This is a genomic window from Pseudoalteromonas espejiana DSM 9414, from assembly GCF_002221525.1.
Classification (GTDB): Bacteria; Pseudomonadota; Gammaproteobacteria; order Enterobacterales; family Alteromonadaceae; genus Pseudoalteromonas; species Pseudoalteromonas espejiana.
Map to the genome: position 1 here is coordinate 156,788 of NZ_CP011029.1, position 12,956 is coordinate 169,743.

Here is a 12,956-nt window from a genome sequence, read left to right on the forward strand (position 1 = left end):
CAGGTCTAATTTTTATAGGGTAGGGGCGTTGTTTTTACAACTTCAAAATAGGCTTTGTTAAGTGCTTTAACGTATTTTAGCTCAGTATTTATATTGGCCGCTAAATACGCATCAATGGTTAATTCATCAACTTTATAAAGAAAGCTCAAATGGTTTTTGTTATAGCCTAAGTACTCTACCATTTTAACCATGAAATTTTCATCATCTACAATTAAGTCGACTTTATTTGCTAACAATAGCGCATATGATTTTTTTATGTCAGACGTGAGCACCACCTCAAAGCCTATTTTTGCTAATGTGTCAGTTGCAAAATCGTTGCGCTGCATTGCAATTTTATATTTTTTTGCATCATCAGTTGTTGAAATGTTTATGTCTGAGCGGCTACTTAAGCTAATAAACCCAAGTTCGAAATGGCCAATGGGGCCACCAATCCAGTGAAAATTAGCTTCTCGTTCTGGGGTTCTGGCAAGGCTGTATATAAACGTGTTATTAACGGTTGTTGCTACTTTATACGCACGCGCCCATGGGTACATATGAATGTCGGGCGATAAGTTAGCAGCTCTAAAAACATCACGTATAAACGCAGTACCAGAGCCAGAGACCTCTCCATTAACTAGGGTTTGATGCGGTGGTGAAAGCTCTGTAACGACTAGAATTTGCTTAGATGAGGCAAAGCTAAAAAAAGAAAAAAACAGCAATAAAGATATAATTACACGCATTAATTAAGTTCATCTCATAGTGTTTAATAACGAATGTTACGCTCAGCTAGCCATCAAATATAAAAACATGAAAATATTTATATTTTTGTTAGTTCTGTGGCTAATAGCTTAAAAGCAAAACTCTCGCCATTGTTGTGCAAAAGAAGCGGCAGCGTTACAGCAAAAAATTATTATTAAGTGTGGTCTAAGATTGTAAATTTACCAATAATTAAAGGGTTTTATAAGGAAAACTTTATTTATTACGGGTATTTGGATAAACAATTAGTTGAGAGAAGTAGATAGGCTTGAGCTTATATAACCAAAGTAAGTTTTAAAAGCCCTAAAACGATAAAAGGGCCTTGCGGCCCTTGGTGAAGTATCGTTCAAGTCAGATAGTGCTTTAACCCCTTAAAGTACTATCTTCTTGTTTTGCAACACCGGTGTTCATCTCAATAAGTTTCTAAGCTAGCGAGAGGAAAAACCCAGCAATTGCTGCGCTCATAAGGTTAGCCATAGATCCTGCTAACACTGCTCTGAGCCCTAAGCGTGCGATATCCTTTCGCCGACTAGGCGCCATACCGCCTAATCCACCTAGTAAAATTGCTATCGACGATAGATTAGCAAACCCACATAACGCAAATGTTACAATTGCTTGTGTGTGCGCACTTAACGTATCGCGATAATTTATAAAGTCTAAGTAAGCAACAAACTCATTTACTACTAACTTTTGACCAATAAAACTACCAGCTATGATTGCTTCATCCCACGGTACACCGAGTAACCATGCAACAGGTGCAAATACATAACCTAAAATTTCTTGTAGCGTTAAATTAGGGTAATCAAACCAACCACCAATTCCGCCTAATAAACCATTTAATAATGCAATTAAAGCCACGAAAGCGAGTAGCATTGCGCCCACATTTAGCGCTAAATGCATACCGTTAGCTGCGCCAGATGCTGCTGCATCTATTACATTAACTGGTTTGTCTTCGTCGTTGTCTAAATCTGCAAGTGTATCTTTAGGTGTTTCTGTTTCTGGCACAATCATTTTTGCCATCAAAAACCCGCCAGGAGCGGCCATAAAGCTTGCTGCAATTAAATACTTAAGTTCTACACCAATAATTACGTAACCAGCCATTACAGAGCCTGCTACAGTGGCTAAGCCACCTACCATTACTGCAAACAATTCTGACTTGGTCATAGTTGCAATAAATGGCTTAACAATTAAGGGTGCTTCAGTTTGGCCAACAAAAATGTTTGCCGTTGCTGAAAGCGATTCTGTACGAGAGGTTTTTAACAGTTTTTGTAAACCACCGCCCAAAATCTTAATTATCCAATCCATTATGCCAATGTGATAAAGCACGGCAACCAGTGCCGAGAAAAACACAATGACAGGTAAAACCTGGATAGCAAAAATAAAACCTAATGTATCTTGCGAGGCTAGTGGGCCAAATAAAAACCCAATCCCGTCATTTGCAAAGCTAATCACCGATGATACGGCACTAGACATACTTGCTAACACATTTTTTCCGGCTTCAAAAAACAGTACAAACCCACCAATAACCACTTGCATAATAAATGCGATAGCAACGGTGCGTAAGTTTATTGCTTTGCGATTAGTCGATGCCGCAAAAGCAATACTTAGTAGTACAAACATGCCTACTAAGCTCATAAATGTTGTCATACAGATGTTTCCCGTTATTATTCTTGTAGTAAATACTTAATTTTACTTTTAATAATATCAATCGCAACACGGTTCATTCCGCCTCGAGTCACAACTAAATCAGCGTTATGCTTTGAAGGCTCAATAAATTGATAAAACATCGGTCTAACAGTCGCTTGATATTGCTCAACAACAGATTGTAATGTTCTGCCTCTTTTTTCCATGTCTCGTTGCATACGACGCATTAAGCAAATATCAAGGGGTGTATCTATAAACACCTTAATATCAAATTCTTTATTAAGTGCTTTATCACTTAATAATAAAATACCTTCTACTATTAAAATTTTTGCTGCAGCAACGCGACGAGTTTCATCGCTTCGTGTGTGTTGTGCATAATCATAAGTAGGTACTTCGACAGAGTTACCACTACGAAGTTGAGTTAAATGTTCAAGCATTAACTCATGTTCAAATGCATCCGGATGGTCGTAGTTCGTTTGCGTACGGTGTTCCATAGGCAAATGCGACTGATCCTTGTAATAAGCATCTTCTTCAATAATGGCGATAGCGCCTGGTTCAAGCTCATTAACCAACTCATTATAAATAGTTTGGCTAAAAAGAGATTTGCCCGACGCCGACGCGCCAGCAATAGCTATAATAGTTCGTGTCACTAAAGTTCTCACCCACACAGATAGGAAATGTTGTTTGGTTGATCACAATAGCAAAAAAGACACGATTAATCTCTTTTGCTTTGCTTAAGAACTCAAATTTATAATGTTTAGCTTTTATGAAACAGGACTTATGTCCTGTACGGAAAATTCGATCAGCAGATAAAGTAACCACCTAGAAGCAAAGTGAGGTTAACATGGCAAGAGCAATCATCTTAATGGCAGATAGCCTAGGTATAGGCGCAGCACCCGATGCAGATAAATTTGGGGATGTTGGAGCTAATACACTCGCCCACTTATTAAAAGCATATCACGATGAAACAGGTAATGCGTTGTCACTTCCTAATTTATCTAAATTAGGTTTAATAGACGCTTGCGAAGCCGCTGGCGGTGAAACATGTTTAGTTTCTGAACGTCAAGCATCTCAAGGTGCATGGGGTTATGCTAAAGAGCTTTCGAGCGGTAAAGATACGCCATCTGGCCACTGGGAAATGGCAGGCGTACCTGTGTTATTCGATTGGGGTTATTTCCCTAAAACACAGCCGAGTTTTCCTCAAGAATTTGTAGATGAATTTATAACTCGTACTGGTATTCCTGGGATTTTAGGCAATTGCCATGCATCAGGTACCACTATTTTAGAGCAACTTGGTGAAGAACACGTAAAATCAGGTAAGCCAATTTGTTATACCTCTGCAGATAGCGTATTTCAAATTGCTGCTCACGAAGAGTCATTTGGCTTAGAGCGACTTTACGAAATTTGTGAAATTGCCCGCGAATTACTTGATAAACTGAATATTGGTCGCGTAATCGCAAGACCATTTTTAGGCACAAGCAATGCAGACTTTGCACGTACGGGTAACCGCCGTGATTATTCTGTACTACCGCCAGCACCTACATTATTAGATGTGCTATCAAAACATGGCGGTGAAGTAATAAGCATTGGTAAAATTGCCGATATTTATGCGCATCAAGGTATTACGCAAAAGCATAAAGCCCCAGGGCTTATGAACCTGCTTGAAAAAAGCAGCGAAGTACTAGCAAGTGCGCCAGATAACAGCTTAATTTTTACAAACTTAGTCGATTTTGACGAAAAATTTGGCCATCGCCGTAATCCGGTAGGGTATGCAAAAGCATTAAAAGAATTTGACGATTATTTACCTACTATACTAAACCAATTAAATGCAGATGATGTATTAATGATCACTGCAGATCATGGCTGTGACCCAACTTTTCCAGGTTCTGAGCACACCCGTGAATACGTACCAGTTATAGCTTATCAACCGGGCATGCAAAATACCCCGCTTGGCGAGCGCAATAGCTTTGCAGATATCGGTCAAACCCTAGCCCAGTGGTTTAACTTACCTGCACTTGAATACGGTGACGGCTTTATAAATAAGCTAAACGCGCCTAAATAAAAAGGAAAACAATTAATGAGTACTCCGCATATTAGTGCAAACGTTGGTGACTTCGCCGAAACAGTATTAATGCCAGGCGATCCGCTTCGTGCACAATACATTGCTGAAAACTTTTTAGATGACGCAGTACAAGTAACTGGCGTACGTAATATGTACGGCTTTACTGGCACGTATAAAGGCAAGCCTGTAAGTATTATGGGTTCGGGCATGGGCATACCTTCTATGTCTATTTATGCGCGTGAGTTAATTGTTAGCTTTGGCGTTAAAAATATTATTCGTATTGGTACCTGTGGTGGTATTGGTACTGACATTAAAATTCGTGACGTAATCTTTGCACAAGGTGCTAGCACAGATTCAAACGTAAACCGTGCACGTGTACGTGGTTATGACTTTTCTGCTATTGCTAATTTTGACCTACTTTTAAACGGCGTAAATGCTGCTAAAGAATTAGGTATTAAAGCAAAAGTGGGTAACGTATTTACAACAGATACTTTTTACCAAGCAGATGACACATTCTACAAAGACTTAGACAAACTAGGTGTACTAGCGGTAGATATGGAAACTGCTGGTTTATATGGCGTTGCCGCTGAATACGGTGCCAATGCAATGGCATTATTCACTGTGAGCGATCACGTGATCACTGGCGAAGCAACACCAGCCGATGAGCGTCAAAGCACGTTTAACGAAATGGTTAAAATTGCATTAGAGTCTATCTAAGCAATAACAGTTCCTTGGTAACGTATTCACTTATTTTGGAGACACGCCCAAAGTGAAGTGAGACTAAACCCCCAAAGCCGCATTTTATGCGGCTTTTTTTATGCTTTACAAAAATGTAAAAACTACCTAAAAACCCTAAAATTTGTTATGTTGCAGCATTAACAGCGTTATATGTTCATATTAGGAAAGTTATGAAATCGTTATCTATTATTTTTGCCACGCTTATTACCACTGCAGCTCTTATTAGCTATGCAGCAGAGCAAACTCAAGACACTGAAGCTGAGCAAAAATCTGCGGAGCAGACAAATTCAGAGAAGGCCGCTGAATCTACTAAAACTAAAAACGATACGAATACACAAGCAAGTGACGAAAAACTCAATACGCTCGAATACAAAGAGCCTGAGCTTAAAAAGCCAATAATAGATACCACCAAACCAGACGATTCAAAAGTATTGGGTAACGAAACACCCAAACCAGTAGAAAAACCAAAAAATAAAGTAGAAAAAGCCGCCGCTGTCGCAGAAGCCGAAAAAGCAGTTACGCAAGCAAAAGAAGCACTAACCGCAAAGCAGCAAGCTAAGGCTAAGCAATCTCGCGAATCTTTAGCTGTAGTTGAGCAATTAGTAGAAGCATATAATGCACGTAATATTGAGCAATTTCTGCGTATGTATGATGAAGATGTAGAGTTTTATATTTTCCCTAATGAGCTATTATTTAAAGGAAAAGAAAAACTAATCGCCCGTTACGGATTAATGTTTAAAAAGTTAAAGTGTATTAATAGCTCGCCTATAAAGCGCATAGTACACGGAGACATAGTAATAGATCATGAACTGTCAGAAACCTGCTCAACAGATGAAAACGTGGTTGATAAACGCTCAGAGCTTGTTTCGAGTTACCAAATAAAAGATGGAAAAATAATCCGCGTGTTATTTTTCAGATAATAAGAAAGGCATACTATGCAATTACCTGACGACAAAAAAATTCGCTTAATGTACCGTGTTGAACCTGGGTGCTTAGGCCCGCAAGGCGCAGATCACATAGAAGACTTTTGTCGTTACGCTAATAAGCATATTAAATCGCCTTATTACGGCCAATTTTTGTTTTTACCACGCTTTGATAAACAAAAAGACGAGCGCCAATACAGTGTTAAAAGCCGTAACCTTTCACGTGTGCAGGCCAAAGCGTATTTAAATCATTTTGAAATAGATATAGATACCTTCGAAGAGCAACTCGACGAACTCCTCACCAAAGCCATCGATTTATACTTTAAACGCTAAGATTGTATGCGTTGAGCTTGCTCATGTTAGAAGCGGAGCTTCTCATGGTTTTAGCAAAGGCGTTTAATCCCGAGGTAAAAGCGCTGCTTTTAAACGCCAGCAAGCTGCGCGTCTACAAGGCAGGGTTTAGCTCCTGCGTTAATGTTAAGATTGTAGACGTTGAGCTTGCTCACGTTAGAAGCGCAGCTTCTCATTGTTTTAGTAAAAAAGGTGTTTAATCCTGAGCTAAAAGCGCTGCTTTTAAACGCCAGCAAGCTGCGAGTTTACAGGGTAAGGTTTAGCTCCGGCTCTAATGCTAGATTGTAGACGTTGAGCTTGCTCACGTTAGAAGCGTAGCTTCTCATGGTTTTAGTAAAGGCGCTTAATCCTGAGGTAAAAGCGCAGCTTTTAAACGCCAGCAAGCTGTGCGTCTACAAGGCAGGGTTTAGCTCTTGCGCTAATGTTAAGATTGTAGACGTTGAGCTTGCTCACGTTAGAAGCGCAGCTTCTCATGGTTTTAGCTAAGGTGTTTAAGCTTAAGCCCGAGGTAAAAGTGTTGCTTTTAAACGCCAGCAAGCTGTGCGTCTACAAGGTAAGGTTTAGCTCCGGCGCTAATGTTAGATTGTTGACGTTGAGCTTGCTCACGTTAGAAGCGTAGCTTCTCATGATTTTAGTAAAGGCGCTTAATCCCGAGTTAAAAGCGCTGCTTTTAAACGTCAGTAGCTGCGCCGAAAGAGTAAATTAAAATTAACTACCCGCTACTATGGTATTAAAGCTATCGTTATCGTGAAGGCTGGCAAAGGCGCTTTCGTGTAATAACTCATTACGTAAGTTTGGCGAGTAATCTAGCGCCATTTTAATATCGGCTAGGGCATCGGCATGTTTATATGTAAGTGCGTAGGCACAGGCACGTTGCCAGTAGGCATAACCATAGTCGCTATCTATATCAATAGCCTGATTACAAAGCTCAATGGCTTTTGCCGTTTCGTTAAGTTCTAACAATGCATCGGCTTTATAGGCAATGGCTTCTACATCTTCTGGTTTGCGTTTTAAAATTTCGTCAAATATTTCAATTTTATTTGCAAAATCACTTTCGAGATTTGCACGCATCCATAACGAGTGCACTTCGTTGGTAACCGATATACGTTCTTGGTTACTGAGAATTTCTTCTGAGCGTACGCGTAGTTTTTCTTCAAGTACTTTTAAGCGGTCTTCGTATTCGTCAGTGATCACACTTACGCGGGTATTTACTATGTCTTCTACTTTATTTTTAACATCGCGTAAAGAGTTCCAGCCAACTAAAACCAAAATAGAGGCGGTGGCGGTAATAATAAAAAACACATTGTTAATTGTGTCGGTTGTGTAAATTAGCGCACGGTCAGCTGTATCTAGCTGGGCATGTGTTACTTGTTTAGTAACATCTTCACGAAGTTGTTGCTGGTCTTGGCGAACTGCTTTTAGTTCATCAAGAATATAACGCTCTAAAAGTGGTTTATACATGGGCTCTTTTAGTTGCTCTAGAGCTTGTTGTTGCTCGTTTTCAGAGGGAGCTACAGAGTCTTGTGCAGTTGCGGTATTTATAAGCGCAAAAAAACAAACAAAAAGAATAGATAAGTAAAAACGCATTGATACGCCTAGTTAATTATTAGTGACTAATTACACTTTAACATGACGTGCTTATTGGCACTAGAGGGCGTTTAGTTTGATAAATTAAGCGCAAAAAAAACCAGCCCAATGTGGGCTGGCAAAACTGCTTAAAACAACAATAAATTGTCGCAGGGAAATAACAGGAGTGAGTGGTCATAATAATCAAGTTAATCTGAACATTTACTTAATTATTCAAAATAGATTTCAAGAAGTTATAAAGTAAAGGCGCATTGGGCTTAGTAATGCACCTTTATAAACAACTTTAATTTCATGGTGAAGGGGGGTATTCCACTGTGCGCTTAGTTAAAAGCCACTTTCAAACCCTTCACATACCATTACGCGTTATTTAATTAATCCGATCACATAAGTAATAAAAGTTTAAACTCTATTAATTAAATCAATGGCTTCAATCGGTTTTATTATGGTTTATACACTGGCGGATCAGCTATTTGGGGTCTATATTGTTTAAGCATTAAACAAAGCTTATCAGCCTCAGCGTGTAACGTTAAATGCAAGCTCAGGGGCATGTGTAAAATAGTAAAAATCTTCATTTAAAGTAAGGAGCTGAAAATGAGCAGCACTAAATCGGGTCAATGTCCCGTAATGCACGGCAGTAACTCTGTGATTTCTAAAGTAAACACAGATTGGTGGCCAAATACTCTAAATCTAGACATTCTTCATCAACACGATACTAAGTCAAATCCCTACGGTACAGATTTCAACTATGCAGAGGCATTTAAATCTCTTGATTTAGACGCAGTAAAAGCCGACCTAAAAACATTTATGACCGACAGCCAAGATTGGTGGCCAGCCGATTGGGGGCATTACGGTGGCTTAATGATTCGTATGGCATGGCACTCAGCCGGCACATACCGTTTATCTGACGGACGTGGTGGCGCAAGTACGGGTAACCAGCGTTTTTCACCTTTAAATTCATGGCCAGATAACGCAAGCTTAGATAAAGCACGCAGACTTTTATGGCCACTTAAGAAAAAATACGGTAACAAATTATCGTGGGCCGATTTATTCATTTTAGCTGGTAACATGGCTTATGAATCAATGGGTTTAAAAATTTATGGATTTGCCGGTGGTCGTGAAGACATTTGGCATCCAGAAAAAGACATATACTGGGGCGCAGAAAAAGAATGGCTAGCGCCAAGTGATGAGCGTTACGACAACGTAGAAAAACCAGACACCATGGAAAACCCATTAGCAGCAGTACAAATGGGCTTAATTTATGTAAACCCAGAGGGTGTGAATGGTATACCCGATCCACAAAAAACGGCTGAGCACGTACGTGAAACTTTTGCGCGCATGGCAATGGATGACGAAGAAACCGCTGCACTAACCGTAGGTGGCCATACAGTAGGTAAAACCCATGGTAATGGTAAAGCAGAGCACTTAGGCCCAGAACCAGAAGCCGCCGATGTGCACGAACAAGGCCTTGGTTGGAATAGCACCAAAGAAGGCGGGTTTGGCCGTCATACAGTAACTTCTGGCCTTGAAGGCGCTTGGACAACTCACCCAACTAAGTGGGATAACGGCTACTGCCATTTACTACTAAACTACGAGTGGGAGCTAACTAAAAGCCCTGCGGGCGCTCATCAGTGGGAACCTGTAAATATTAAAGAAGAAGACAAACCAGTAGATGTAGAAGATCCATCAATTCGTTTAAACCCAATGATGACTGATGCCGATATGGCCATGAAAGTGGACCCAATCTACCGCAAAATTATTGAACGTTTTAACAACGATTTTGAATACTTTTCGGATGTGTTTGCACGTGCATGGTTTAAGCTAACTCACCGCGATTTAGGTCCTAAAGCATGTTACTTAGGTAAAGATGTACCAAGCGAAGACCTAATTTGGCAAGATCCAATTCCAGCAGTTGATTACACCTTGTCAGATGACGAAATCACAAGCTTAAAAGCACAGCTACTTGATTGTGACGTAAGCGCGAGTGATTTAATTAATACCGCGTGGGATAGCGCACGTACTTACAGAGGCTCTGATCGCCGTGGCGGCGCAAATGGCGCACGTATTCGTTTAGCACCACAAAAAGATTGGCAAGGTAACGAACCAGAGCGCTTAGCAAGTGTACTTACTGCCCTTGAAAAAGTTCAAGCTGGTTTGGCTAAACCAGTCAGTATTGCTGACTTAATTGTATTAGGTGGTACAGCGGCTGTTGAGCAAGCGGCAAAGCAAGCCGGTGTTAATGTAACCGTGCCATTTGCACCAGGGCGAGGTGACGCAACAGATGAAATGACTGATGCAGAATCGTTTGAACCGCTAGAGCCAGTACATGATGGTTTTAGAAATTACCTTAAGAACGACTTTAGTGTATCGGCAGAAGAGTTATTGTTAGAGCGCAGCCAACTACTGGGCTTAACAGCACCAGAAATGACCGCGCTTATGGGTGGTATGCGTGTACTTGGTACAAACTACGCAGGCACTAAACATGGTGTGTTTACCGACAATGTAGGAACACTTTCAACAGACTTTTTTGTAAACCTAACCGACATGGCAAACAACTGGAAGCCATTAGAGCCAGGTATTTACAATATAGTTGAGCGCAAAACCGGTACTATTAAATGGACTGCTACACGAGTTGATTTAGTGTTTGGTTCAAACTCTATTTTACGTGCACTAAGCGAGTTTTACGCACAAGACGATAATAAAGAGCGTTTTGTACATGACTTTGTGAATGCATGGGTTAAAGTAATGAACGCAGATAGGTTCGATCTTAAATAAATATAACTTATAAGTGTATATAAAAGGGGAAGTGTAATAGCTTCCCCTTTTTTATAAACGCAATAAATTCCCTCACAATACATTTTTGTGCTTTTAACAATAAAGCTACAAGCCCCCTTCATATATTTGAAAAATTCTTTTTAGTTTTTATTTTATTAACCCTAGGGCGTGTTGATCTTTGTTGAAAAAGTAAACGGCATAGCAACAAGGTATAATTGGTTTCGCCAAAAATCAAACATACCACCGAGAACGGATGTTGCTATGCCAAGAACAATGTTAACAGATAAACGCTGGTTAAAGCTCAAAGAATTAATGCTCAATAGTGGTCGAGTTTATAATAAATTTGACCACCGAATGACGCTAGAAGGTATTTTGTATCGAATGCGCACAGGAATTCCTTGGCGAGATTTACCACCACACTTTGGGCTTTGGAGTACTGTGTTTAGGCGCTTTAACTTATGGTCTAAGAAAGGCATTTTAAATACTATTTTTAAACATTTAGCCCTCATCACTGATTCTGAATGGCTATTCATTGATGGCAGTATTGTGCGAGCACATCAACATAGTAGTGGTGCAAAGAGCGACAAAGATGAGTCGATAGGTAAAAGTCGGGGTGGCTTTTCAACTAAGATTCATCTGGCCGTTGATAGCTATGGATACCCAGTACACTTTGAATTAACAGGTGGTCAGCGAAATGACTTTGTTATGGCAGAAAGCCTAATAAAACATTCGCCTAAAAGTGACTATGTGATTGCTGATAAGGGCTACGATAGCCAATCAATTCGTGACTATGTAACTGAGCATGGAAGTGAGCCACTAATCCCTCGGCGTAAAGATAACACCAAGAAAAACAATGATATGGATTGGGATCTATACAAGTATCGACACTTAGTTGAAAATGCGTTTGCACGAATAAAGCACTTCAGAGCAGTATCAACTCGGTACGATAAATTAGAAAGGAACTATGCATCAATGGTTTCATTAGCATTCGCTATTATGTGGTTATCGATGCATACCTGACTAAAATACAAACAAAGATCAACAACCCCTAGGGCGTGTTGAACTTTGCGGATTGAAATTTGTTCAATCTAGGGGCGATTAAATCGCGGCGCGAGGTTTGTAACCTAGTGGGCTAAGTAAAAACCGAGTAACAAAGAGTTTATTGCCCCTAGGCAGAACCCGGAGGGCAGCGCATGTTTGGCATTTATGCTGCGTTATCGCCTATTTATGGGGAGTAACCACACTTCATAGGCTCTGTCTTGCCTAAAAGCCAAACATACTGCTGCAAATTCAGCAATCAAAGATCAACACGCCCTAGTAATAAAGGGTATTTAGCTAGCGCGTGTTCATTAAAATAAAGTTATCTTTAATCGCTTACAGCTATGAAAATTTTACGTTAACAAAATTGTTCTTTATATCGTCATAACCTAGTATTAAAGATTGACACAGTACACATAAATAAAACACAATATTAACATTGGCTGTGAGGTAAAGCTTTTATGTGTTAATAGCGTTTTATTTTACAGCACAGTGCACCTTTAGTTAGGTCTATCAAGAAGGAGGAAAACATAATGAACAAATTACTGTTAGTTTGCACACTATTAGTTGCAGCTTTGTACATGTTTAAAAATGATTTAACCGCCTTTGCGCAAAGCAGTTTTGCTGATTTTAGCGCCGATAACGATTTTGTAGAAATTCACTCCCCAGCAGTTGTAGATATACAAGCTAGCCCAGAGCAAATAATGGCTGTGAGTGACAGTGGTATAACGCTTACTGAGCAAATTGTAATAACACCTCAAGAAGTAGGGGCGTATTCAGAACTAAGGTCGCAAGGTGTTGCGAATGGGCTGGCAAGCCCTGTTTTAAAACATTCGGAACAAACCGTTTTAAATACGGTACAAAGCAGCTTTGCTGAAAAATCATTATTTTTATATAGTTTTGAATGCAAAAAAAACGACTGTAACGCAGGAATTGTGGCAACAGATGGACAGCCAAAGCATGAAGACATTGCGGGTGTGTTAGCGCACTTATCATCTGCTGAAGAGTTTGCTAATCACTCGGTACAGTTAGCTGGCGTTGCAGTTAATAATGATGGAATTTTACAGTACGACCTTAATATAAAAAATAACTTGCCTGAATAAACT

At 39.9% G+C, this 12,956-nt stretch carries 12 protein-coding genes; 8 read left to right on the forward strand and 4 right to left on the reverse strand.

The genetic code is table 11. The features are described from left to right. Window positions 1-5: 5 nt before the first annotated feature. The 3 genes from PESP_RS17605 to udk form a co-directional block, all read right to left on the reverse strand. The gene (locus PESP_RS17605; protein WP_089349333.1) at window positions 6-719 is read right to left on the reverse strand and encodes a substrate-binding periplasmic protein; all 714 of its coding nucleotides are present in this window, start codon (window positions 717-719) and stop codon (window positions 6-8) included. A gap of 439 nt (window positions 720-1,158) precedes the next feature. Continuing rightward, the gene (locus PESP_RS17610; RefSeq protein ID WP_089349334.1) at window positions 1,159-2,382 is read right to left on the reverse strand and encodes a NupC/NupG family nucleoside CNT transporter; all 1,224 of its coding nucleotides are present in this window, start codon (window positions 2,380-2,382) and stop codon (window positions 1,159-1,161) included. Between the two features lie 17 nt (window positions 2,383-2,399). Continuing rightward, the gene (gene udk, locus PESP_RS17615) at window positions 2,400-3,029 is read right to left on the reverse strand and encodes a uridine kinase (RefSeq protein ID WP_004587190.1); all 630 of its coding nucleotides are present in this window, start codon (window positions 3,027-3,029) and stop codon (window positions 2,400-2,402) included. A 194-nt stretch (window positions 3,030-3,223) separates the two neighbouring features. Between udk and PESP_RS17620 the strand changes: the two genes are divergently transcribed. The 5 genes from PESP_RS17620 to PESP_RS17640 all read left to right on the forward strand — a co-directional run bounded on the left by PESP_RS17620 (window position 3,224) and on the right by PESP_RS17640 (window position 6,653). Further along, window positions 3,224-4,441 carry a phosphopentomutase gene (locus tag PESP_RS17620; RefSeq protein WP_089349335.1) on the forward strand — a complete coding sequence of 406 codons (1,218 nt, stop codon included), beginning with the start codon at window positions 3,224-3,226 and terminating at the stop codon, window positions 4,439-4,441. A 15-nt stretch (window positions 4,442-4,456) separates the two neighbouring features. Next, window positions 4,457-5,158, forward strand: a complete 702-nt coding sequence (gene deoD / locus PESP_RS17625) for a purine-nucleoside phosphorylase (protein WP_055018945.1) — start codon at window positions 4,457-4,459, stop codon at window positions 5,156-5,158. A gap of 191 nt (window positions 5,159-5,349) precedes the next feature. Beyond that, a complete protein-coding gene (locus PESP_RS17630) occupies window positions 5,350-6,099 on the forward strand; it encodes a nuclear transport factor 2 family protein (RefSeq protein ID WP_089349336.1) in 750 nt (249 codons plus the stop codon). A 15-nt stretch (window positions 6,100-6,114) separates the two neighbouring features. Further along, complete coding sequence (locus PESP_RS17635) at window positions 6,115-6,435, forward strand: hypothetical protein (RefSeq protein WP_089349337.1); 321 nt, start codon at window positions 6,115-6,117, stop codon at window positions 6,433-6,435. A 23-nt stretch (window positions 6,436-6,458) separates the two neighbouring features. Continuing rightward, the gene (locus PESP_RS17640; RefSeq protein ID WP_089349338.1) at window positions 6,459-6,653 is read left to right on the forward strand and encodes a hypothetical protein; all 195 of its coding nucleotides are present in this window, start codon (window positions 6,459-6,461) and stop codon (window positions 6,651-6,653) included. A gap of 508 nt (window positions 6,654-7,161) precedes the next feature. On the opposite strand, the gene PESP_RS17645 is transcribed toward PESP_RS17640, so the two are convergent. Then, window positions 7,162-8,040 carry a tetratricopeptide repeat protein gene (locus PESP_RS17645; RefSeq protein WP_089349339.1) on the reverse strand — a complete coding sequence of 293 codons (879 nt, stop codon included), beginning with the start codon at window positions 8,038-8,040 and terminating at the stop codon, window positions 7,162-7,164. 591 nt (window positions 8,041-8,631) lie between these two features. Between PESP_RS17645 and katG the strand changes: the two genes are divergently transcribed. The 3 genes from katG to PESP_RS17660 all read left to right on the forward strand — a co-directional run bounded on the left by katG (window position 8,632) and on the right by PESP_RS17660 (window position 12,953). Next, the gene (gene katG, locus PESP_RS17650; RefSeq protein WP_089349340.1) at window positions 8,632-10,812 is read left to right on the forward strand and encodes a catalase/peroxidase HPI; all 2,181 of its coding nucleotides are present in this window, start codon (window positions 8,632-8,634) and stop codon (window positions 10,810-10,812) included. A 261-nt stretch (window positions 10,813-11,073) separates the two neighbouring features. Continuing rightward, window positions 11,074-11,832 (forward strand): IS5 family transposase, encoded by a 759-nt coding sequence (locus tag PESP_RS17655; protein WP_089346266.1) that lies wholly within the window; start codon window positions 11,074-11,076, stop codon window positions 11,830-11,832. Window positions 11,833-12,383: 551 nt separating this feature from the next. Further along, window positions 12,384-12,953 carry a hypothetical protein gene (locus PESP_RS17660; RefSeq protein WP_089349341.1) on the forward strand — a complete coding sequence of 190 codons (570 nt, stop codon included), beginning with the start codon at window positions 12,384-12,386 and terminating at the stop codon, window positions 12,951-12,953. Window positions 12,954-12,956 lie beyond the last annotated feature (3 nt).

Bases quoted from the DNA above. Each gene is read 5' to 3' on its own strand.
- PESP_RS17660 (WP_089349341.1), top strand. From the start codon at position 12,384: ATGAACAAATTACTGTTAGTTTGCACACTATTAGTTGCAGCTTTGTAC.
- PESP_RS17635 (WP_089349337.1), top strand. From the start codon at position 6,115: ATGCAATTACCTGACGACAAAAAAATTCGCTTAATGTACCGTGTTGAA.
- deoD (WP_055018945.1), top strand. From the start codon at position 4,457: ATGAGTACTCCGCATATTAGTGCAAACGTTGGTGACTTCGCCGAAACA.
- PESP_RS17630 (WP_089349336.1), top strand. From the start codon at position 5,350: ATGAAATCGTTATCTATTATTTTTGCCACGCTTATTACCACTGCAGCT.
- PESP_RS17610 (WP_089349334.1), bottom strand. From the start codon at position 2,382: ATGACAACATTTATGAGCTTAGTAGGCATGTTTGTACTACTAAGTATT.
- PESP_RS17640 (WP_089349338.1), top strand. From the start codon at position 6,459: ATGTTAGAAGCGGAGCTTCTCATGGTTTTAGCAAAGGCGTTTAATCCC.
- PESP_RS17605 (WP_089349333.1), bottom strand. From the start codon at position 719: ATGCGTGTAATTATATCTTTATTGCTGTTTTTTTCTTTTTTTAGCTTT.
- katG (WP_089349340.1), top strand. From the start codon at position 8,632: ATGAGCAGCACTAAATCGGGTCAATGTCCCGTAATGCACGGCAGTAAC.
- PESP_RS17620 (WP_089349335.1), top strand. From the start codon at position 3,224: ATGGCAAGAGCAATCATCTTAATGGCAGATAGCCTAGGTATAGGCGCA.
- PESP_RS17645 (WP_089349339.1), bottom strand. From the start codon at position 8,040: ATGCGTTTTTACTTATCTATTCTTTTTGTTTGTTTTTTTGCGCTTATA.
- PESP_RS17655 (WP_089346266.1), top strand. From the start codon at position 11,074: ATGCCAAGAACAATGTTAACAGATAAACGCTGGTTAAAGCTCAAAGAA.